This is a genomic window from candidate division WOR-1 bacterium RIFOXYB2_FULL_36_35 (assembly GCA_001771505.1).
In the GTDB taxonomy this organism is placed as follows: Bacteria; Margulisbacteria; WOR-1; order XYC2-FULL-46-14; family XYC2-FULL-37-10; genus XYB2-FULL-36-35.
Map to the genome: position 1 here is coordinate 1 of MEUA01000034.1, position 20,742 is coordinate 20,742.

At 37.2% G+C, this 20,742-nt stretch carries 16 protein-coding genes, 1 tRNA gene and 1 pseudogene; 3 read left to right on the plus strand and 15 right to left on the minus strand.

The features are described from left to right. Positions 1-12: 12 nt before the first annotated feature. The 12 genes from A2290_01725 to A2290_01780 all read right to left on the minus strand — a co-directional run bounded on the left by A2290_01725 (position 13) and on the right by A2290_01780 (position 11,485). The gene (locus A2290_01725) at positions 13-1,470 is read right to left on the minus strand and encodes a hypothetical protein (protein ID OGC14552.1); all 1,458 of its coding nucleotides are present in this window, start codon (positions 1,468-1,470) and stop codon (positions 13-15) included. Between the two features lie 7 nt (positions 1,471-1,477). Beyond that, positions 1,478-2,293, minus strand: a complete 816-nt coding sequence (locus A2290_01730; GenBank protein OGC14553.1) for a hypothetical protein — start codon at positions 2,291-2,293, stop codon at positions 1,478-1,480. Positions 2,294-2,297: 4 nt separating this feature from the next. After that, positions 2,298-2,759: a hypothetical protein gene (locus A2290_01735; protein ID OGC14554.1), complete on the minus strand. Its 462-nt coding sequence runs from the start codon at positions 2,757-2,759 to the stop codon at positions 2,298-2,300. Further along, positions 2,734-3,492, minus strand: coding sequence for a hypothetical protein (locus A2290_01740; GenBank protein ID OGC14555.1), 759 nt, complete (start codon positions 3,490-3,492; stop codon positions 2,734-2,736). Before A2290_01740 ends, A2290_01735 begins: the two co-directional genes overlap by 26 nt. Positions 3,493-3,551: 59 nt before the next feature. Further along, a tRNA-Leu gene (locus A2290_01745) sits at positions 3,552-3,632 on the minus strand. Positions 3,633-3,647: 15 nt separating this feature from the next. After that, entirely contained in the window at positions 3,648-4,922 is a 1,275-nt protein-coding gene (locus tag A2290_01750; protein ID OGC14556.1) for a hypothetical protein, read from the minus strand. A gap of 63 nt (positions 4,923-4,985) precedes the next feature. Then, entirely contained in the window at positions 4,986-5,318 is a 333-nt protein-coding gene (locus tag A2290_01755; protein ID OGC14557.1) for a hypothetical protein, read from the minus strand. Between the two features lie 79 nt (positions 5,319-5,397). Then, positions 5,398-6,774 carry a peptidase C69 gene (locus tag A2290_01760; protein ID OGC14558.1) on the minus strand — a complete coding sequence of 459 codons (1,377 nt, stop codon included), beginning with the start codon at positions 6,772-6,774 and terminating at the stop codon, positions 5,398-5,400. Between the two features lie 2 nt (positions 6,775-6,776). Next, the gene (locus A2290_01765; GenBank protein ID OGC14559.1) at positions 6,777-7,178 is read right to left on the minus strand and encodes a putative toxin-antitoxin system toxin component, PIN family; all 402 of its coding nucleotides are present in this window, start codon (positions 7,176-7,178) and stop codon (positions 6,777-6,779) included. After that, positions 7,175-7,426, minus strand: a complete 252-nt coding sequence (locus tag A2290_01770; protein OGC14560.1) for a hypothetical protein — start codon at positions 7,424-7,426, stop codon at positions 7,175-7,177. The genes A2290_01765 and A2290_01770 overlap by 4 nt, the downstream gene beginning before the upstream one ends. Before the next feature lie 373 nt (positions 7,427-7,799). Next, the gene (locus A2290_01775) at positions 7,800-9,182 is read right to left on the minus strand and encodes a hypothetical protein (GenBank protein ID OGC14561.1); all 1,383 of its coding nucleotides are present in this window, start codon (positions 9,180-9,182) and stop codon (positions 7,800-7,802) included. After that, positions 9,179-11,485 (minus strand): hypothetical protein, encoded by a 2,307-nt coding sequence (locus A2290_01780; protein OGC14562.1) that lies wholly within the window; start codon positions 11,483-11,485, stop codon positions 9,179-9,181. The genes A2290_01775 and A2290_01780 overlap by 4 nt, the downstream gene beginning before the upstream one ends. A gap of 232 nt (positions 11,486-11,717) precedes the next feature. On the opposite strand from A2290_01780, the gene A2290_01785 reads away from it, so the two are divergent. Both A2290_01785 and A2290_01790 read left to right on the plus strand, forming a co-directional pair. Then, positions 11,718-13,892 (plus strand): hypothetical protein, encoded by a 2,175-nt coding sequence (locus A2290_01785; protein ID OGC14563.1) that lies wholly within the window; start codon positions 11,718-11,720, stop codon positions 13,890-13,892. Between the two features lie 37 nt (positions 13,893-13,929). Continuing rightward, positions 13,930-16,092 (plus strand): hypothetical protein, encoded by a 2,163-nt coding sequence (locus A2290_01790; GenBank protein ID OGC14564.1) that lies wholly within the window; start codon positions 13,930-13,932, stop codon positions 16,090-16,092. Between the two features lie 9 nt (positions 16,093-16,101). Here the strand turns inward: A2290_01790 and A2290_01795 are convergent, their stop codons facing one another. Further along, positions 16,102-18,804 (minus strand): DNA polymerase I, encoded by a 2,703-nt coding sequence (locus A2290_01795; GenBank protein ID OGC14565.1) that lies wholly within the window; start codon positions 18,802-18,804, stop codon positions 16,102-16,104. A gap of 74 nt (positions 18,805-18,878) precedes the next feature. Here A2290_01795 and A2290_01800 point away from each other — a divergent pair. Beyond that, positions 18,879-19,186, plus strand: a pseudogene (locus tag A2290_01800) (hypothetical protein). Here A2290_01800 and A2290_01805 read toward each other — a convergent pair. Beyond that, complete coding sequence (locus A2290_01805) at positions 19,183-19,785, minus strand: translation elongation factor Ts (GenBank protein OGC14566.1); 603 nt, start codon at positions 19,783-19,785, stop codon at positions 19,183-19,185. The pseudogene A2290_01800 and the gene A2290_01805 overlap by 4 nt on opposite strands. A 46-nt stretch (positions 19,786-19,831) precedes the next feature. Further along, positions 19,832-20,707: a 30S ribosomal protein S2 gene (locus A2290_01810; protein ID OGC14567.1), complete on the minus strand. Its 876-nt coding sequence runs from the start codon at positions 20,705-20,707 to the stop codon at positions 19,832-19,834. Positions 20,708-20,742: the final 35 nt, after the last annotated feature.

Here is a 20,742-nt window from a genome sequence, read left to right on the forward strand (position 1 = left end):
TTCCGCAATTTGTCATCCCCGCGAAAGCGGGGATCCATCTTCTTTTTCTTCTTCATCTAAATCCAAATCTAGATCAAGGTCATCTTCGTCAAAATCTTCATCAAGCTCTAAATCATTGTTCTTAGTTTCATTTGGTTTTTTTATTGCGGTAAGTTTCTTGTTTGGTTCAAGATCAAATAGATCATCATCTTCTAAGCCTAAATCATCCTCAAAATTGACTTGGTTTTTTGATTCAATAATACTCTCTTTGGGCTCTTCTTCAATTATGTCTTTATCAAAATCCTCATCAAAAAGATCATCTTTGTCGAGTTCTTCTTCATCAATATCTTCCTCAGGGACTATTTCTTTTGTTACTATGGGGTGAGGAGCCTCTTTGACTTTTGCTGTTTTGAGCGGGGGTTCTTCTGTTGTTTTTAATACAGGGGTCTTAATAGGTTCGTCATCTTTTAGTACGGGTTCTTCTAATATAGGCGCTTCTTGTTGGTAAATGGGTGGTTCCACTTTTACTGATTTTTCTTTTTCAAAACCTACAACTCTAACAATAATCTTGCCGTCTTTTTTCCCGGGTTGGCCGAGTATTACGCGGCCATCGGCAAGCACGATTTGGATGGCATCTTCTATCTTTTGTTCAAAGGAGACTACATCCCCAGGTTCAAGGCTGTAAATCTCAGACATGGAAAGGCTTGAATTGCCGATTGTTGCATGTACGGGGAGTTTGACCGAGTTAAATATTGAGGGTGGGATTTTGTGTATGGGGAGTGGGGAGGATTTTTTGTTTTGATTTAAATCTTTTAAAATGTTTTTGATAAAAGCTCCGCTATAACCGAACGTTATTCTTCCTATATTGCCATTTATGCTTAAATCTATAGGAAAATATACAAATGTTGATTGCAGGCTGATACTCTGGTCCGGCGTTAAGTTTGGCGCCCCGATTTTTAAAAACTGAGGATTTTGTAATACGTCTTTGAAAATAGTGTAATAGCTTGGCATGTATTCATTAAGGAAAGCATCCAAAACAATTTCTTCCGCTTTTGTCAATCCTCTTGACAGCCTTGATGTGTCTTGGCTTCCCAAAGCAAAATTTATCAATGAATCTATAGTTTGTAAATCAAAGGAGATAAAAATTTCATCGTTATAATTTTCGGTTATAATTTTGCCCTGAAAGATTAGCATGTTTGAAGATTTTATAAAGTTTGAATATACATTTTGATGGGCTTCTACGGAATATATTTCTGTCCCGGTTCGCATTTTTTCTTTAAGGGCTTTTGAAAAAGTTAAAGCAAAGTTGTAATGTAAAAGATGTGCTTGTTTTAATTCCTCTTCAGAGAGCCTGTCAAACCCATACAGGCCTAATTTTATCTTTTTGACAGTTGTTTGTGGCGGCTTATAGGTTGTCCAGTCGCCAATCATAGGCGTAAGCTTTAGGCTTCTTTTCTGCGGAGATATATCTGCTTTATTCTTTTCTGCCATTATTTTTTTAAGATCCTAGTCTGCTTATTACCTGGGAAATCATGTCTGATGCGGCTTTTACCATTGATAAGTTTGCGCTCATTGCTCTTTGATATTCAAGGGCTTTAATGCTTTCTCCCGTATAAAAGACATTTGATCCTTCTAATTGACCTGATTTAATGTTTCCTGCTGTGCCTCCTACCGTTAAAGGAATCGCGGGAGACCCTGATGCTAAGCTTTCTGCAAATGTTGTGCCGCTTTTTTGTTCAAGCCCTGATGGATTTTGAAAGTATGTTAATGCTATTTTATAACCTGTTGAGCCTCCCTTGTAAAGCAATTCCCCTGTCCCTTCATTCCATGAATAATCTTGTTGCCAGTCTCCGATCAATCCTGTTATAGGTGCAATAGTTCCCGCTTCATTTAAACCATAAAGTTGCATCCCTTTATCTGTTACTAAATTTCCGTAACTGTCAATAAAAAACTGTCCAGCCCTTGTATAAAGATATGATGAACCCCCATTATTTGAAACTATAAAAAATCCTCTTCCTTCTATACCTAAATCTCCCGGCGCGTTTGATTCAGCAAGCGCCCCTTGAGAAAAATCTAAACTTATATTAGCAATCCCGACCCCTTGTCCCAGTTGTACGGGGTTTGTTCCTCCGATATTGGAAAATGTGGACGCAGGAGTTCCGGATCTTATTAAATTTTCAAATATGGATTGAAAAGATGGGGAAAGTCCCTTATATCCTGTGACATCCATATTTGCAATGTTGGTAGACGTTATGTCCAACGCGGCATTGTATATTTCCATCGCATTTTGGGCCCGGCTCATAATATCAAACATGGAATTACCCCCTTATCGACAATAAGTTTTCAGGAGGGACTATTTTGTCTCCTATTTCAATTGAAAGGGAGCCTCCCTGAACAGAGACCCCTTTGACAGTTCCACTTACTTTTTCCCCGGTTTTTGGATCGACGGCTTCGACTATTTTACCTATAAGATTTGCTTTGGCAACCATCTGATCAAAGACTCCCGATGTTCCAAAAAGTGAACTGGCTGTCTGATTTTGAAAGGGATTGGTTGGCTGAAGTCCGCTCCAAAAAGTATCTTCAGTCTCGTTCTCTTCATTACTGCTCATCATTTTTAATATTTCTGATGTTATAAAATTTTGAAAAGAGGGGACGTCTAAAGATTTTTGTCCCGTGGCAGACGGCTGAAAAATGCCGTTAAAAGTATCCAGAGAAGAGGCATTTCTGTTTAGTATAAGATCATTTGCAAAATTATTAACCGGCAAAGAAATTTCCGTCATGTTCTTGTACCTCCACGATTTTTATTTGATCAAACTTAATATTTGCCAGATCAAGAGCTTCTTCTAATTCGTCAACTGAATCTTGAAGACTTTTCCTAAGTTCCGAAGAAGCTGATATTTGAATTGAAATAAGCCCGTTATGGCTTGCAAAAGAGAGTCCTATATTTCCTAATTGTTCTTCTTTAAGAAGGAGAGATAGCTCAACTCTTCTTTGGCTTTTAACCAGTTTTGCTTGTTCTACTATCTTATCAATTAATATTTGCAAGTCTATCTTTGAAACAGTATTTACATTTGTGTTTGCTTCAAGATTTCCCAAAAAGAATGTGGGGATGATTGTTGGGTTGGGGATAAATTTTATAAGCGCCTCTTTTATATCTTTTACATTGTTTAATATAAAATTATTGTCCTGTTGAGCGTTGCTTGGATCTCTTTGCGAGGTTAAAGAACTTTGCCAAGATTCATCTTTATGGAAGTCGGAAATTTTTTGTGCTTCTTTTGATTGATTTTTAGCCCCATAATCGGCATCTATGTTTGTTGTAAAATTAAAATTTAAAGGGAGAAATCCTACAAGTGACTCTAAACGTTCCCACGTTTTTGATGAGATCAGATTTTTTGTTTTATTTTTCAAGTCAGTTTGAGCTTTTTCTAATTTTTCATTAAAAGAGCCATCTGCACGACTTTGTTCTGCATTTGAGGAGTTTTCAACTCGGCTGACTTGTGAAACTTCTGTCACATTCATGCCTCCATACTTATTTTCGTAACAATAGAGATAAAACTTGTAAAGAAGTTTCCTGCCGCGGGGGAGACTCGAACTCCCAAGGGTTTCCCCATACGCACCTTAAACGTACGTGTCTGCCATTCCACCACCGCGGCATGCTTAAAAGTATATCATGCTCTTAGTGCGTCGACAACGTAATCAAGCTTCATACCGCGTGAACCTTTTACAAGTAAAACAACCCCTTTTTTAAGAGTGGTTCTTAGAAATTCTATCACTTTTTTGTTCGATGTAAAGTGGTAATTTCCTTTTATATATTTTGACTCTTTGCCTATTGTAATTAATAGGTCTATTTTCAGCTTTTTAGCTAGTTTTCCTATGTCTAAATGTAGTTTTTTTGAATTTTTACCAAGTTCCAGCATATCGCCCAGTAGCGCGATTCTTGTTTTAGCCTTATAGCTTGCGAACATAGTAAGAGCGGCTTTCATTGCCAACGGGTTCGCGTTGTAGCTATCGTTTATTATCGTAATGCCATCTCTTCTTTTTATGATTTCCATTCTTTTGCTTGAGGGTTTAAATTTTCTTAATCCCTTTATTATAGATGAATCATTAACCTTCAAAAGTTTTGCGATTTTAACAGCAACAAGGGCGTTTAATAAATTGTGGTTTCCCGGAAGCCTCACCCTGATTTCAGTAGTTATATTATTTTTGAGGCTGTTTCTTCCGAAAGTTATTATATTTACCCCTTTTGGAATGGCTTTTTTCATGTATTTAAAATATTTATCATCTTCTGGAAGAATTGCCGTGTTGCCGGGCTTTAAGAAAGAAAAAATTTCCGATTTTGTTTTTGCTATCTCTTTTTTGTTTTTAAAGTATTTCAAATGTGCTTCGCCTATATTTGTGATTACCGCTATTGTAGGCGCTGTAATTGCTGCAAGCTCTTTTATTTCGCCTTTTTTTTGCATCCCCATTTCTATGACTGCTGCTTTATGCTCCGACCTTAGATTCAAAAGGGTAAGCGGAACGCCTATTTCATTATTGAAATTTTCTTTTGTTTTTAATGTGTTTAGCTCTTGAGAAAGGACTGAGGCGATCATATCTTTTGTTGTTGTTTTTCCCGCGCTTCCTGTTACGCAGATTACGGGGATATCAAACTTCATCCTGTGATAATGGGCGATATCTTGAATGGCCTTTAGAGTGTTTTTTACTTTTATGACAGCGGCTTTTTTAGTTGAAAAAGATTTTGAAACGATTAATGCTGCTGCTCCTTTCTTAATTGCTTTGTCTAAGAAATTATGGCCATCAAACTTTGGGCCTTTTAAGGCAAGAAAAGCATCCCCTTTTTTTATTTCGCGAGTGTCGGTTGAAATGGAATTTATTTTTTGATTTAGATTTCCGTTTAGCAGTTTACCATTAGCGGCTTTTAATATTTCTTCTATAGAAAACATGATTGTATCATATCGATTGCTTGCAGATCGTGATCCCCCTTAATAAGCCATTCTTTATACTTTTCAATATTTAGGTTGTCGTCGCTCATATAAAACTTTTCCTGTATTTAAGATTTTGTTGATAAAGGAGCCTTCTTTTGCTTTTAATGTTTTTACTTCATCTGGAGTATATACAAATATATCCATAGGATAAATAATATCTTTAAGAAGTTTTCTCACTTCTATATCTCTTTCATCGCGACGAAGAGGGGATTCTTTAATGACTAGTAAATCTATATCACTGTCTTTCCCTGAAGTTTCTGATGCTGTAGACCCAAACAGGACTAATTTTTCCATATTAGATCCGGATACGATTTTTTCTACTATTTTATTAATTATAGATTTATAATTTTCCATTATTTATAAATTATAACACATAAGAAAAGGTTTTGTGCGGCCTCATATCGGGGATTTGCTTTAGGCTGAAACGAAAAAGCTATCTCCCGCCGATAACTATCTCGGGAATTCTAATTGTCGGTTGGGCGTCTGATACGGGCGCGTGGTCATACTTTCCGCAAACCCCCACCTGAAAACCGAGATCTGATCCTACCATGTCGATTGTTTCCAGAACTTTTGGCCCGTTTCCCGTAAGAATTGCTCCTCGGACGGGCGATGTGATTTGCCCGTTTTCTATAAGATAAGCTTCATTGATTTCAAAAACAAAATCCCCGTTTGTAATGTTTACCTCTCCTCCTCCCATCCTTTTGACAAAAAGGCCGTTTTTGACCGAACTGATAATTTCTCCAGGATCTGTTTTTCCCTGAGCTATTAATGTATTTGTCATGCGTGGCACAGGTTTTGTACGAAACGATTCTCTGCGGCCGTTTCCTGTTGGTTTTATTTCAAGTTCTCTTGCCGTGTACCAGTCATTTAGATAGCCTTTAAGAATCCCATTTTCTATTAAAATTGTTTTTTGGGCATGAGTCCCTTCATCGTCAAACGCGTAAGATCCAAATTTTCCTTGTAGAGTTGTGTCATCCATGACGGTAACAAGAGGGGAGGCGACCTGTTTTCCGATTTTGCCGCAAAAAATTGAAGTCCCTTTCATTATAAAGTCGGCTTCAAGCGCATGTCCGCATGCTTCATGGATAAGGGTTCCGCCGGCTTCGGAAGATAGGACTACCATCATTTTACCGGATGGGGCATGCGGGGCATCAAGCATTTTTATGGCTCTTTCTGCTGCCTTTTTCGCATATTCTGCGGCAGGATAAAGATCAAACAGTTCAAACCCGACAGTTCCTCCGGGAGCTTCGTAGCCTGTTTGCAAAACGCCATTTTTCTCGGCGATTACGTTTATAAAATATCTGGTGCGGATTCTATTATCTTCTACGTATATCCCTTCGGAATTTACGATGGTTACAGCCTGATTAGAGTCTGAGTATCTGACAGTGACCTGTTTTATTTTATTTCCAAAAGATCTTGCCGTTTTATTTAAAACCTCAATCATTCCTATTTTTTCTTCTATGGGGATTTGATCGGGTCTTTTTTTTATTGTTTCTAATTGAGATGAAATTTGAGGTGTAAGTTCAAAGTCGGCATTTGATTTTTTCCCTTTTATTAACGATGAAACTTTTATGGCGGCTTCTTTTAACGCGGTAAAAGATGTCTCTGTTGTTGATATATATGATGTCTCTTTGTCTGATATCAGCCTGATTCCGGCGCCCATATCTCTTCCGGATAAGATCTTTTCTATTTTGTCGTCTTCACAGAGGATTGAATTGCTTCCTGTCTCTTCAATAAAGACCTCAGCAAAATCTCCGCCGTTTCGTAGGGTTATCTCTAATAATTCTTTTAATTCTTCGCGTGAAAGCATGATTATTTAAGTCTCTTAATAAAGTTGAAAGGAGTTGTTATTTTAATGTTTTTAAAAAATCCTATTTCTAATAGATGCTTATCTCCTGTTACAATAAAACTTGCATTCCCATCGATAGCTGATGATAAAATCATGTTGTCGGTCGGATCTTTTGTTATTTTATTTACTTTGGATGAAACATATGTTAATTGTGTCAACTTTAAGATGTCTTGTTCTATTTTATAGAGGTGGTCGTTTGGTATGTTGAATTTGTCTCTTAAAACCTTTTGTATCTCCCACAAAATGTAATCAGAGGATATGATTATAATTTTTTTATTTCTTGCAAAGGCTATTATTTTTTGAGGAATTCCACCAAATAATATAGCTGAAATATAAACATTAGTGTCAAGAACAACCTTTTTCATCTCTTTGGACTTCTTATCTCGTTAATTGCTTCCTGTATGTTTTTTTTCTTTATTTTCTTTGTTTTTGCAAAATTTTTCCCCCAGAAGAATATTTCATCCCAATAATCTTGTTTTGGTTTTTCTAAAACAACTTCGTTGCCGTTTATCAGCTTTACCCTTAATATATCGCCTGTTTTTAATGGCATTTTTTTTAGTGTATCCGTTGGTATTTCTATAAGACAATTTTTTGCTATTTCATCCTTTGTCATTTTACAACCTCCTACAAGGCAACTCTTTTATTTTTTAATTATAAAGCACTTTTGCTTTTTATTCAAACTTAGATTTAGCGTTTGCTTGGGTGAGGACACAAGGCTGTCCTGCTTGTCTTAGGGCTTATTTCTTAGGGATTATACTCTCTAGCATTCACCCCGATTAGAAAATCGGGGTTCATACCTGAATCAATAACTAACAAATTGTCAAACATTACTCGAGTATGAAGGGCTTGTTGCATAATAGCAGTTTTTGCAATTTGTCATCCCCTCGAAAGCGGGGATCCATCTTGTTTTCTGAGAAATAGATTCCCGTTTTCACGGGAATGACCATTTTGCAACAGTCCCATGAATAATCGGGGTTAAAGTGACGTTATTTAGGGCGGAGCGAGGATTCTATGAAATTATATTTTTCTAAAACTCTTTCCGAGCAATTCTCCTTATTTACCATATCGAGCTTTGATTGAGCTTCGGTAAATAAATTAAAATCCATTAAAATTCCAGCTTGTATGATTAAAATTACATCTCTTTCCCATGGGAAAGCCAGTTTTAATTGAAGATCAAAGTATTTTAGTGCTTCGGGAAGATTGTGTTTTTTTAATTCAATTACTGCTTTATACTCATTTAATGTTCTTAATTGTAAATTAGATAGTTCTGATTTTCTTGCATCTAATTTTTGCAAAGTTTTTATTGTGTTACGAGGATCGTTTAACCTCAGATATAGTCTCGTGAGAATTAATAATGCTTCGATGGCTTCTTTGCTGTTTGGAAAATGATATTGTATGTCGTTGAATTTGATAAGCGCTTTCATATCTTTCCCCTTATCTAAGAGAGCTAACCCTTCATCCAATAATATTTCACTTGCAGATTTCTCATGGCCTGCCCCTTCAAATCCGAAATGGTGTCTGTCCAGCGCCTCCAGCGGGCTGGCCTCGTCGGCAGCGGTGATATCTATTTGTGTTGCCACAATTTTATCTTGTCTTACTTCTAATACTACGCTCCATACATGATTATGATTTTGTAAATATCCAAGAAAGAGATTCTCCATCTTCCCATTTGCTTTTTTAATTTCTGTAAATACAGCCTTAAATAAAGTTATATAATTTCTGCAAACTCCTCCACCTTCTTTTATTCTTTCCTCAAGAGGCTTATCAGGTCGATCTATTTTATCGGTTTTATCTTGGAATCTTAGCAGACTCATTGTTATTTGAGCTGCCAATTCGAGCGCCTGTTTTGGGGTTAGCGATTGAATCTCTGTACATCCTAATTGTGATGCTATGCTTTTAATGTTTACATTGAAAGTATTTTCATCGCTTAAATAGTAATAATCATAGTTTGTAACTCCGTATGGGTTTGTAAATATTGATAATTCAGATCCAAGTGATGGTTTGGTGGTTGCTTCGTTAGGGTTGAAATTGTCATATGGAATAGTTTCAACAGGCAAACTATCAAAGGAAAATCCCTTTCCTGTGAATTCAGAGGATTGAGCTATGGCCAGGAAATATTCAAGTTGTAACGACATTCTATCAACTATTTCCATATTATTTTCTTCCCTGGGGAAATATTTAAATGCTTTTGCTAGAAATTCTTTGGCTTTTAAAAATTCGCTATTCGCACGATAAAAATCATATAATTCATAGTTAACAGCAAAACTTTCTGGATATAAAACTTTGTTTCTATTTATGAAAAAATCTAAAGCATCTGACGCATTGTTAAATAATTGTGACCATGTTTCTCTTTCATCATTGTTGCTCATAGATAGCCCCATAAAAGAGATTGCAAATAGTGTCTTGCTGATGAAAAAGAAGGATCTAGTTTATGTGCTTTTTCGGCGTATTTTAATGCTTTATCTGGATTATTTAATTCCATAAAACATGTTCCAATATTAAGCAATATTGATGAATCGTTTGGCGATAGGCGGAGCGCTTTTTCATAGAAATCTATAGCTTTTTGATATTCTCCTCTTTCTAAATTTATTGTTCCCATCAAATAGTTATAGTCGTAACTATTTGAATCTTCACCCCGATTAGGAAATCGGGGTTTAGTTCTAAGGGTTTCTTCTAGGCGATCAAGAAGAAGCGCTGATCTTTCAAAGTTTTCTTTGCCACCCTGGTAGTAAATGGCATTATTTAAGGCAAGACTTATTGCCGCATCATCAGGATATAAAGAGTTTAACCTTGTTAAAAGTTCTTCCGCCTTTTCATATGCCATACATACAATATATGTATTAGCTAAACTATAAATCATAGATCTACTTAGAGGATTTTTTGCTAATCCTTCTCTCATTATTTTTATCCCTTCATCTGATTTCCCTTCATTTGCTAGATGGTTGGCTAGGTTTATATATGCTCTGACATCTTCAGGGTTCTTACTTATACATTGTCTTAGCATAGGCTCTATCTTACTTTTTATTCTATCTGCTTCCTCCTTTTTATTAGACAACATCAAGCTTTCATATAATGTTGCATAAGCCTGATAAAGATTTGTTGCTGAAAGATCAGATTCTCTTGTTAAAACAAGAGTTAGAATGTCTATCGCTTCACTGCAGCTATCAGTTGTTCCGGATGTTGTGCATATAAATCTGGCAATATTGATCAGCTCTTCACCGTTTTTATTTAGCTGCTCTAGCCCTTCTTTTGTCTTGGTAGCGCTTGCAAAAGCCAAACTAAAAGAATCTCTGGCTTTTGCAAGGCCATCTGATTCTGATAGATATATTTTCCCTAATTCATAATAGAGCTCTGAGTTGCCAGGAAATTTTTTTAATCCTTCCTCTAAATATCTTATTGCTTCACCTGTATTATTTGATAGGCTTGATATGTCGATAAAATTTTCATAGTCTGCTGTCCCATCTTCTATTTTTGTTTTTATTTTTAACATCAAATTTTCTTTTTCAGTATCAAAACTTATTTGTTCCCCTTTAAAGGTAAAGAGGGTCTCTTCTCCATTTTTAAATAGAATTGTTACTTTGCCTGTTTGTAGGTTTAGATTTTCTGGATCAGCTTTAATCATTTCTGATAAAAGTTCATAAGCCTCTGTAAGCTTGTTGTTGTCTATAAATAAAGATACTAAGGCAAATTTTACGTCTGTATTGTCTGTAAAACGTTTTAAAGCCTCTCTCCCCAAAAGTAGGGCTTCCTGTAAATCGCCAAGATCTTTTGTCATATCTATTCTTTCGAGGAATTTCTCAGGAGTCATGGTTGTGGGGAGTTGTTCAATTTTGGCTTGCAGGTCTAAAATGGTTGGCAAGGAAGCGGTAGTCGGCGGATGAATTTCGGCAACCTTAGCCCATTCAAATATTTTATCAGCATTATTTATATCTTTGCATTTTACGTATATGGGGAATATGATTCCCAATATCTCTTTTTGTATCCGCGTGTTAAATTGCGAGCCAAAAGCAAGCAGCCTTAACTCGGCGGCATCTTTAGGATTGTTTTGGGTTATGGGCGAATCTATGGGGACATTTTTTGCTTCATTTAAAAAGACCGTGAAAGCTTTTCCCATATTGTCGGGATCTAATTGATATTCTATATATTCCTGTTGAATTAATTCTTCAGCTGCCAATCTTTTTGTTTTGTCGGTAGGGGTGATCCTGTTAAGCTGAGCGTCTTTGTCAAAATAAAGTTTCCAGGCTGTTTCTTCCGAAATCCCTTCTCTGTCAGCATATTCAGAAACTTTTTGGCTGGCAAGAGCGGCCTCTGTTTCGTCAATTACTTCTCCTTCGACTCCTGATTGGGAACCTTTTTCGCCCGTTAATTTCCATCCCCTAGCTGCGATCGCGATAAAATCTATTTCCTGCGGGTTTATGCCAAGCGCTTTTAATTCTTCAGAATTTAATCCGTCTGAAAGATCGACTTTAACAGAATCTTTTGGCTGGGACTCGGAAGAGGAGGTTAAAGTTATGGTGTCTCCTTCTGTTTTTGCGTATACGAATGTTTGATCGGAGTTGTCCCCTTTGTCATTTGTCGCTTTGAGCTTTGCCAGTTGTTCCTGGCTTAAGTTTTTGTTGCCATATTTTAATATAGTGGCATAAGCATCACTATTAATTTTTGGTTCGCCCATAGATTTCCCCAAAAAATAAAATAACCCTACTAACAGGCATGCCCTCAAAAGGAAGACAAATTAACCCCCGATTATGATAATCGGGGTTAAGGTTTTTTGTATCGGGTAATATTTATTTTTCTATAGTATTTATCGTAATACCCAGCCAAAAACTTGTGCGATTGCAAAATAACCTGAAATTTCCATAAAACCATCCTGATAACTTCGCAAAAGAGAAAAGGGGGAATTTAAAATGACACTAGCCAACTATTTTGCGTTTGAAAGACCTAATCCGATTCCTGGTCGTTTATCTCAACAATTAAAGGCAACGAAGATTTTTAAGCGATTGAATATTCCAAATATCCGTCTGTCGGTCATTGAAGATTTTGCCGGTCATATAGTTAAGCGGTTTATTCCTGGCAAGGTGGATTTAAAGGAGTTTTTAGCGGATGTTTCAGGCTATGATTTTGGCAAAACGGCAAAAAAGAATTTTGGAGAATTTACTTTTAAAGCGGTATTCCCTTCTATTTTAAAAGCGGCAAGAAAAGTAGGATATGAATTATATCCTGACAGAAAACTGGTGAATAGTAATCATTTTGAAGATAATTTAAGAGTTATCTTGAGCAAAATGTCGGGAGTTACAAGGCTTATGATAGTTGGTATTATTGTCATGGGAAGCAATAAAACAATTCTTAGAGCTTTAAATGGATCTAAGACGCAATCGGCAATGACCATTTCTCTTGCAGCAAGGGTTATTGCCGCATTGGTAGTGGATAATCCAATAATGGAGAAGAAGGTCGGGGTTCCAACAAGGCCAAAACATATTCAAAAAGATCAGCCGGAAAAGCCTGATTTTATGTCTCTGCCAAATGCTTACAACAGTGTCGATTCTCTCCCCCATGAAGCTTTAAGACATCCTGATGTTGTCTGCATAGGAAGCGGACCCAGCCTTGCCGCGGTTGTTGAAATATTAAGAAAACATCCGAATAAAAGTGTCTTGATAATAGAATCAGGCGGACATTTGTCGAATGAGGAAAAAGGCGGACTCACTCAAATGAGAAGAACCGTTTTAGGATATGAACAGGCTGGATTGACGACCGCATTGGGTTTTGATTTTTCAAACGGTATTTCGAATGCTCTATTTGGGGCATCAATCCCCATGCCAAATTTGGTAGGGGGAGGACCCGGTATTTTTAGCGGGACAATAGAAGATCCAGAACCTTATATAATACGGCAGATTTTTTCCGGAATGAATGTTGATCATTTAAATGAAAGAGCTGAAGAGATGCTTGGGGTTGGCCTGATTCCAAAAGAATTAATGCCTCAGGGAAGTATAGAGTTTTTAGAAACAGCCCTCTCAATGGGTTATAGCGGCCGTCCTCTTAATGGGATGAATATGGCAAGAAGACGACCTAATCAGACGCTTTGTGAAGGAAGGGCAGAATGTCCGTCTCAATGTCCGATCGACGCAAAAGAGAACCCGTTTTTAAGAGAGGCTTTGCAATATCCTAATGTTATACTTGTCGCAAATACGGAGGCGCAAAGAATAGAGTTCAAAGGTGATGAGCCTGTTTTAATTCCTGTTATTTCTAAGCTTTCTGGTAGAAAATTTAATATAAATGTAGAGGGTGAGGCTAGAATCCTTGTGGGGGCGGGGACTTTTGGTTCTGCAAAGCTTCTTGCAAGATCAGGCATTTCTCCAAAGGGGAGGATAACATTTCATCCAGCGTCAGAAGTTTCAGCCTTTAATCCTGACATGGGGCTTGTTGATCCAAGAGGGAGACTTCAGTCTTTCCTTGTCGAATTTCGAAAAAACATAGAAGGAGTTCAAGGGGCCAATGAAGGAGTAAGACCTTATTTTCCTCTCCTTCTTTTAGCATCCCCCGGAATAATAGGAGAGAGAGCTGTTGAATTATTAAATTTATATCCACGGACAGAGACTTACGGAATAATGATGAGTGAAGGAGATGATTCCGGCGGATCTTTTATCCGCATTCCTGGTTTTAATGAATTACAGATGATTTACAAAATGAGCCAGGAAGACAGGCTTCGCATGAAGATGCTGGCGTTTAAAACACTTGAGATAGCTGCCCACACGAAAAGGGGCCTTTTTTTAAGGGCGCTTACTTTTCCTCTTTTTCCAAGCAAGCTGGCGGGAGAATTTTCTCAATTAGGATTTTTTCACAGAGATGAAATTGAAAGGTTTAAGGGACATCTACTTGATAATAAAACATTCATGTTGAATTTAGGATTTCATCCGTTGGGATCTTCGACTGGAAATATTGACAGGAGAACAGGGTTGCTTCTGGGGAGAAAAAGGACATATGTTATTGATGGCTCAAGCATTACAATAACAAAAGTAAACCCGACAAAGACAATTGTAGTTAATGCAATGGATAAAGGAGATAAAATTGCAAGAGATATGTAGCAGTGGTAAACTTATGACCTGTGGAGTTGATTGATTAGTGGATATTTCTCTGGTTCCGCGCGGATATTATCGAAGAGGGAATTTTTTCTCTAAAATAATTCACGATACACTACATAAGAAAACCCTCTCTTCTTCAGGCACGCCTTTTTATGTTACAAAACAAAATGTCTTAATTTCTCCATCCCAATATTTAGGGCATATTGATAGTTATGTAAGACGGGCGGAAAAGCTGGCTTTGAGCTTTGAACCAAAAGATCCTTTAGGAGCTTGCAGAATAAGGAGCGCTTTTTCTCTTGCAAACAAAACTCATTATGGACAATTTAGATTGAGTGGTGAGCCTTATATTATTCATCCTCTTTCAGTTGCTGAATTTTTAAGAAAACGTGGTGCAGACGAAGAGACTGTTGTTATAGCTTTGCAACATGATATTTTGGAAGATGGAATTATTGACGGGAAAAAAGCAACTAAAGAGTTTTTGGCAGGAGAGATGGGAGAGGCTATTTCTTTTGGCGTTGATGGTGTAACTCAGTTGGGAAAACCTTCTCTGGTAGATAAGCATTCCAAACATGTTGAATACGCGATTAAAAATATCAGGGTAATACTTGTTAAACTTGTTGACAACCTTCATAACATGAAAACACTCCGTTATAAGAAGCCTGAAAGACGAAGGACTATATCAATGGAAGCTTTAAATGTATATGCTCCTCTTGCAAACCGTCTTGGAATATGGGATGTTAAACGTGAACTTGAAGATCTGGCCTTTAGATGGCTTGATCCGAAAATGTTTAGGAAGATCAGATCGAAAAGAAAAACTCTAATATCTTCCAGCGTAGAAAGAATTTCAGAGATTAAAAAAACGTTGCTTCCCGCCTTGCAAATGATAGATCCCGATGTGAGACTGGTTTTAGAAACAAGATGTATATATGAAATTTACCAGAGGATGCAAAAAAGGAATATTTTAGATGTGGAGCATTTATCCCCCGCTGATATCTGGAGGGTTAATGTTGTTGTTTCTGATAGAGAAAAATGTTTTACCGCCTTGGATTATGTCCATAGGATGTACCACCCGGATAGAAATAATTTTCCCGACCACATAAACTCTCCGGAACCAAATGGAGCGCAATTTTTGCATACATATGTGATGGTTCCAGGCTTTGGTATGTTACTTGTTCAAATAAGAGATCCACAGATGCAGGCATATTATCATTCCGGAATTATAGCAAATCCTTCGCTTATGAAGGATTCTTCATGGCTGGTCGGATTGCTTAAAGACTTAAGAAGCCAGATGCTTACTGTTGATGATGAAGTTTACAATGTGATGGAGCAGCATATTTTGCCAATTACTGTTTATACCGATAAAGGAGGAGAATTTCAGACTCTTTTCGGCTCAACGGTGTTGGATGCGATCAGAGTATTTGGTGAAAAATCTTTTTTACATGCCCTTGTTGATGAAGATGAGAAGAGTCTTTCTCGTCAGCTTGCCGATGGGTGTACCCTATCTATTAGGACAGCGGAAAATATTACGGCGAAGCTTACATGGCTTAATAGTCTTAATACTTTAGACGCGATCCATACCCTGCAAGATTATTTAAAGAGCTTGAGTGATGAAGAAATTTTATCAAACGCTAAAAAAGCTTTGGATAAAGGCAGCCAAAAATTTTATTTGCCGGCGGAGGTCTTGATTAAAACAAGGCTTTTTAAAAAATATATTTCTTCTTTGGGGTTTGGCTCTGTAGAGGAGTTTTTAAGAAAAGTCGGCATTGGGGAGATACGCGTTCAACATGTTGTTCCTCAGATGAATAATGAAATTTATAGAGAAGAATTGTTAAAAGCTGAAAAAAAAGAATATGCGCCATATTATTATTTTATAAGAACTCTGGACAGATCTCAGATTTTAAGCCGTCTTTCCTGGTCTCTTTGCACGCGATTGGGTTTTAATATGGTTGAATTTTCTCCTGTTTATACAGGTGAGGTTTTTAGAGGGAGAAGAGAGGTTATTGTTGTTTTTGGAGTTGAGCTTTATAGGGGAGGGATTGATGATAATATGGTCTCTGAAATTCAACGGTTGCAAGTGCAGACGATAGCAGAAAGGGTTCTTCTTTATGACCCTAAAATAATAAAATATCCCAATATTGGGTATGGAGCGTTATCGAAAAATGAAGTTGATGCGTTGATTTTATTGAAAATTAAAACAAAGTAGTGACATAAATTAGGATTTTCCCCAACTATCTCCAGCCCCAATATCCACCACAACAGGAACATCAAGCGGGATCGCTTTTTCCATCTCTTCCTGGACGATCTTTTTGATCGTTTCTATTTCATTTTCTTGAACTTCAAAAACAAGTTCATCATGTACCTGCAATATGAGTTTGCAGTTTACAGTGTACAGTTTACAGTAAATATTAATCATTGCTATCTTTATCATGTCAGCTGCGGTTCCCTGGACTTTAGTATTAATCGCTGTCCTTTCTGCAAATCCGCGGAGGCCCTGGTTTGGTGAATTGATATCGGGAAGAGGGCGCTTTCTTCCAAGCATTGTTGCAACATATCCGTTTTCCTGCGCCTCTTTAATTGTCTTATCCATAAACTTTTTTACTCCCGGGTAACGATTGAAATATTTTTCAATAAATTGTGCCGCTTCCGTCTTTTTGATATTTAAGTTTTTAGCTAATCCAAAATCCGATATCCCGTAAACTATGCCAAAATTGACAGCTTTGGCAGAAGAGCGCATCTTTTTTGTGACTTCATTAATTGAGATGTCAAAAATTTCCGCCGCGGTTGCCGTATGGATGTCTTCGCCGGATTTAAATGCTTTTATCATGTTTTCATCTTGCGATAGATGAGCCAAAACCCTAAGTTCTATCTGCGAATAATCAGCGGCAAGGATTTTATACCCCTTTTTCTGCGGAACAAATGCCTCTCTTATTTTTTTTCCCATATCGGACTTTATAGGAATATTTTGCAGATTGGGTTTTGAGCTTGAAAGGCGACCCGTTGCCGTTATTGTTTGGTTAAAACTTGTATGGATTCTTCCCGTATCTTGTCTTATAAGAGTGGGAAGGGCGTCGACATAAGTCGATTTTAATTTTGCTACTGTCCTGTATTCCAAAAGTTTCTCGGCTATTTCAAAGTCTTTGGCCAAAGTTTCCAAAACTTCCGCGTCGGTCGAAGCCCCTGTTTTTGTTCTTTTTATCATAGGGAGTTTTAATTTTCCGAAAAGAATCTCTGAAAGTTGCTTCGGTGAATTTAAATTAAAAGTCTCTCCCGATATTGCAAAAATGTTTCTCTCAAGATCTTTTATCTGTTCATCCATTTCATGGCTTAATTTTTCAAGCTCTTTTGAATCGACAAAAACCCCTGTTTCTTCCATTTTAATTAAAACTTCAAGGAGAGGCATTTCAACTTCGTGAAAAAGTTTTTCCATTTCCTCTTTTTTTAACAGGTCTTCAAAAACAGTTTTTAAACTAAAAGTAACCTCCGCGTCCGAACAGCCGTAATCTTTTGCTATTTCAACAGGGACTTCCGCAAAGTTGTTTGCTTCCGCTTCTTTTCCTATCAGTTCATCAAGTTTTATCATCTCATGACGCCCAAGATACTGCGCACCTGCCCGTTTCAAGCTGTACCTTTGGACAGTTGGATCAATCAAATATGCCGCGACCATTGTGTCAAAATATGGTTGAGCGACTTCAATGTCGTATTTTAAAAGAACTTCGACATCATATTTTAAATTATGACCGATTTTTAGGGTTTCTTTATTTTCTAGTACAGGCTTTAACGCGACCATGGTCTTTTTGATGTCAAGGTTTTTTTTCTCTTTATGCCCTAAAGGTATGTAAAAAGCCTCCCCACGGTTCATTGAGAAAGATATCCCTATCAGGTTTGCGGAAAAAGTGTCAAGGCTATCTGTTTCTGTGTCAAAAGCGAACGAATCGGCTTTATGAAGTTTTTCACAAAGTTCTTTTAAGTCTGATTCGTCTTTTACAAGTTTAAAATCAAACTTTGATATTTCCATGCGTTTTGCTTCAACTTTTTCTTCGTTTGTTAGAGTCTGTTTTTTTTTATATTTGTTTATGAGAGACTTAAATTCAAATTTTTCAAAAGCTTCGACAGCTTTATCCCAGTTAATCTCCAGTTTTTTTGAAAAATCTACCTCTATCGGTGCATCTGTTACAATAGTGCCAAGCCTTTTGCTTAAAAGTCCTTTCTCCTGTTCGTTTTTTAGCGTCTCTTTCAATTTTGGCTTTTCAATCTTATCCGCATTGGCAAAGATATTGTTTAGCGTTCCGTATTTTTGCAGAAGTTCTGTTGCAGTCTTTTCACCAATCCCCGGCATCCCCGGAATATTATCAGATGTATCTCCTTTTAGAGCTTTAAAATCGATTAACTGTGTGGGGGCAAGCCCGTATTTTTCTATAACCGCTTTTTCATCATAAACTATAATATCGGAAATTCCTTTTCTTGTTGTCAGAACTTTTATCCTGTCGTTTACAAGCTGGAGGGGATCCAAATCACCGGAGACTATTTCAACATTAAACCCTTCTCTTGAAGCTTTTATGGCGAGGGTTCCTATGACGTCATCCCCTTCAAACCCTGCAAGCTCAAGCATGGGAATATTTATCTTTTCCACAAATTCTTTTATAAGGGGCATTTGCTCATAAAGAGAAGGAGGCGCCTTTAACCTTTTTGCCTTGTACTCTTTATATTCTTTATGGCGGAATGTTGGCTCTCTTCTGTCAAAAGCAATTGCCAAAAAATCTGGGTTCTCTTCAATTATCTTAAGGAGCATCATCGTAAATCCATAAATTGCGTTGGTAACAAGTCCTTCGGAGTTTTTCATAGTATCGGGAAGAGCATAGAAGGCTCTATATGCGAGCGAATTTCCATCAATTAGTATTGCTTTTTTTGGGGGCATTACGAAAGTTATTATAAGTGGAGTGAGGGAGGAAAGCAATATTCTTCTGAAGTTCGGGCTTCTTAAAGAAAAAAATTATTGATAAAATAAATAGTATTTTTGCTAAACATCCTCAAGCAGAGGAATCTATTCTTATATGGTGTCACGCGCAAAAGGGACTTTTAAGAAAGGTTCTGATATAGACCTTGTACTTAAAGGGAAAAACTTAGACATTTCTTTGGTGAATAAGATAAATCTTGAAATTGATGATTTTTTGCTGCCATATTCTTTCGATATATCCATTTTAGATCAAATAAACAATTCAGAACTGATTGATCATATCAAAAGAAACGGGATTATTTTTTATTTTTCTAAAAGGGCTTCAGACTCAAAAGCGGATTAAATCTTTTCTCCGACCTGATATCTTACAAACCTGCTGACAACAATCTTTTCGCCTATTTTTGCGGACAGGTCACCTAGAAGGTCTTTGATTTTTATTTTGGTCTCTTTTATAAATGGCTGGTCCATAAGACAATTTAATTCATAAAATTTTTCAATCCTGCCGGCAATAATTTTTTCCATGGCGGCTTCGGGCTTACCTTCCTGTTTTGCCTGATCCAATAGGAGCTCTTTTTCTTTGGCTAATATCTCTTCCGGAACATCTTCCCGAATTAAATATTGAGGAGCTTGCGCCGCTATTTGCATTGCGACATCTTTTGCAAATTTCTGAAAATCATCATTTTTTGCGACAAAATCGGTCTCACAGTTAACCTCAACCAAAACCGCAATTTTTCCGCCGAGATGCACGTAAGAAGCTATTGTTCCTTGAGCCGCGGTTCTTTCAGCCCTTTTAGCTACGGCAGCCAATCCTTTTTTTCTTAAACTGGTGACGGCTTCTTCCATGTTGCCAGCAGCCTCTGCAAGGGCTTTTTTGCAATCCATCATACCGCATCCAGTACTCTCCCTGAGTTTTACTATCATTTCTGTTGTTATTTGAACCATTTTTCAAGATATCCTTTCTTATTCTATTTCTATTGTCTGATTGTTACTAAAATCCGGTTCTTTCTTCAACTTCTTTTTCTTCCTCTTCTTCAACAATTTCAGGGGCTAATTCACTTAAACGTTCTTCTTCGCTTAGCATTAAAGCTTCCTCCATTGTTTCTGTGTCCATGCTGTCAACCGCATTTGCCTGATCTTCTTCAGGAATTGCGATATCTGCATTTCTTTCTTCTGGAGGTTTTGCGAGCTCCCTTGCCACAAGGACCGCCTCTGCAATAATTGATGTTAAAAGTTTTATGGAACGGATTGCATCATCATTTGCAGGTATGGGGAAATCTATATTGTCAGGGTCGCAGTTAGTGTCTACGACTGCGATTACAGGAATGCTGAGTTTTTTTGCTTCGGCAATTGCTGTTGTTTCATTTTGGCTGTCTATTACAAAAATGACGTTTGGAAGTTTGTTCATGTCGCGAATGCCACCAAGTCCTCGGATCATTTTTTTGTGCTCTCGTTTTAAGGATGCAACCTCTTTGCGTGGTAGGGTTTCAAACATACCGTCTATCTCCATTTTTTCAATTTCTTTCATTCTGGAAATAGTCTTTTTGATGGTTTTGAAATTTGTGAGAGTTCCCCCAAGCCATCTATCTTTGACATAAAACATGGAACATCTTTTTGCTTCTTCTTCAATGGCCTCTTGCGCCTGTTTTTTTGTCCCTACAAAAAGCACGCTTCCATTATTTTTTATGACTTCTTTCACAAATTCAAAAGCTTTTTCAATTAATGGAATAGTTTTATGAAGATCTATAACATGTATTCCATTTCTGGAAGAATATATATATTCCTCCATTTTGGGGTTCCAACGTTTACTTTGATGTCCGAAGTGTACCCCAGCTTCGAGCAATTCTTTCATTGTTACTACTGGCATGAAAAATTAAATCCTCCTTTATTAATACATACAAA

Coding starts and splice junctions, on each gene's coding strand:
- A2290_01725 (OGC14552.1), bottom strand. CDS start 1,470: ATGGCAGAAAAGAATAAAGCAGATATATCTCCGCAGAAAAGAAGCCTA.
- A2290_01730 (OGC14553.1), bottom strand. CDS start 2,293: ATGTTTGATATTATGAGCCGGGCCCAAAATGCGATGGAAATATACAAT.
- A2290_01735 (OGC14554.1), bottom strand. CDS start 2,759: ATGACGGAAATTTCTTTGCCGGTTAATAATTTTGCAAATGATCTTATA.
- A2290_01750 (OGC14556.1), bottom strand. CDS start 4,922: ATGTTTTCTATAGAAGAAATATTAAAAGCCGCTAATGGTAAACTGCTA.
- A2290_01755 (OGC14557.1), bottom strand. CDS start 5,318: ATGGAAAATTATAAATCTATAATTAATAAAATAGTAGAAAAAATCGTA.
- A2290_01760 (OGC14558.1), bottom strand. CDS start 6,774: ATGCTTTCACGCGAAGAATTAAAAGAATTATTAGAGATAACCCTACGA.
- A2290_01765 (OGC14559.1), bottom strand. CDS start 7,178: ATGAAAAAGGTTGTTCTTGACACTAATGTTTATATTTCAGCTATATTA.
- A2290_01770 (OGC14560.1), bottom strand. CDS start 7,426: ATGACAAAGGATGAAATAGCAAAAAATTGTCTTATAGAAATACCAACG.
- A2290_01775 (OGC14561.1), bottom strand. CDS start 9,182: ATGAGCAACAATGATGAAAGAGAAACATGGTCACAATTATTTAACAAT.
- A2290_01780 (OGC14562.1), bottom strand. CDS start 11,485: ATGGGCGAACCAAAAATTAATAGTGATGCTTATGCCACTATATTAAAA.
- A2290_01785 (OGC14563.1), top strand. CDS start 11,718: ATGACACTAGCCAACTATTTTGCGTTTGAAAGACCTAATCCGATTCCT.
- A2290_01795 (OGC14565.1), bottom strand. CDS start 18,804: ATGCCCCCAAAAAAAGCAATACTAATTGATGGAAATTCGCTCGCATAT.
- A2290_01805 (OGC14566.1), bottom strand. CDS start 19,785: ATGGTTCAAATAACAACAGAAATGATAGTAAAACTCAGGGAGAGTACT.
- A2290_01810 (OGC14567.1), bottom strand. CDS start 20,707: ATGCCAGTAGTAACAATGAAAGAATTGCTCGAAGCTGGGGTACACTTC.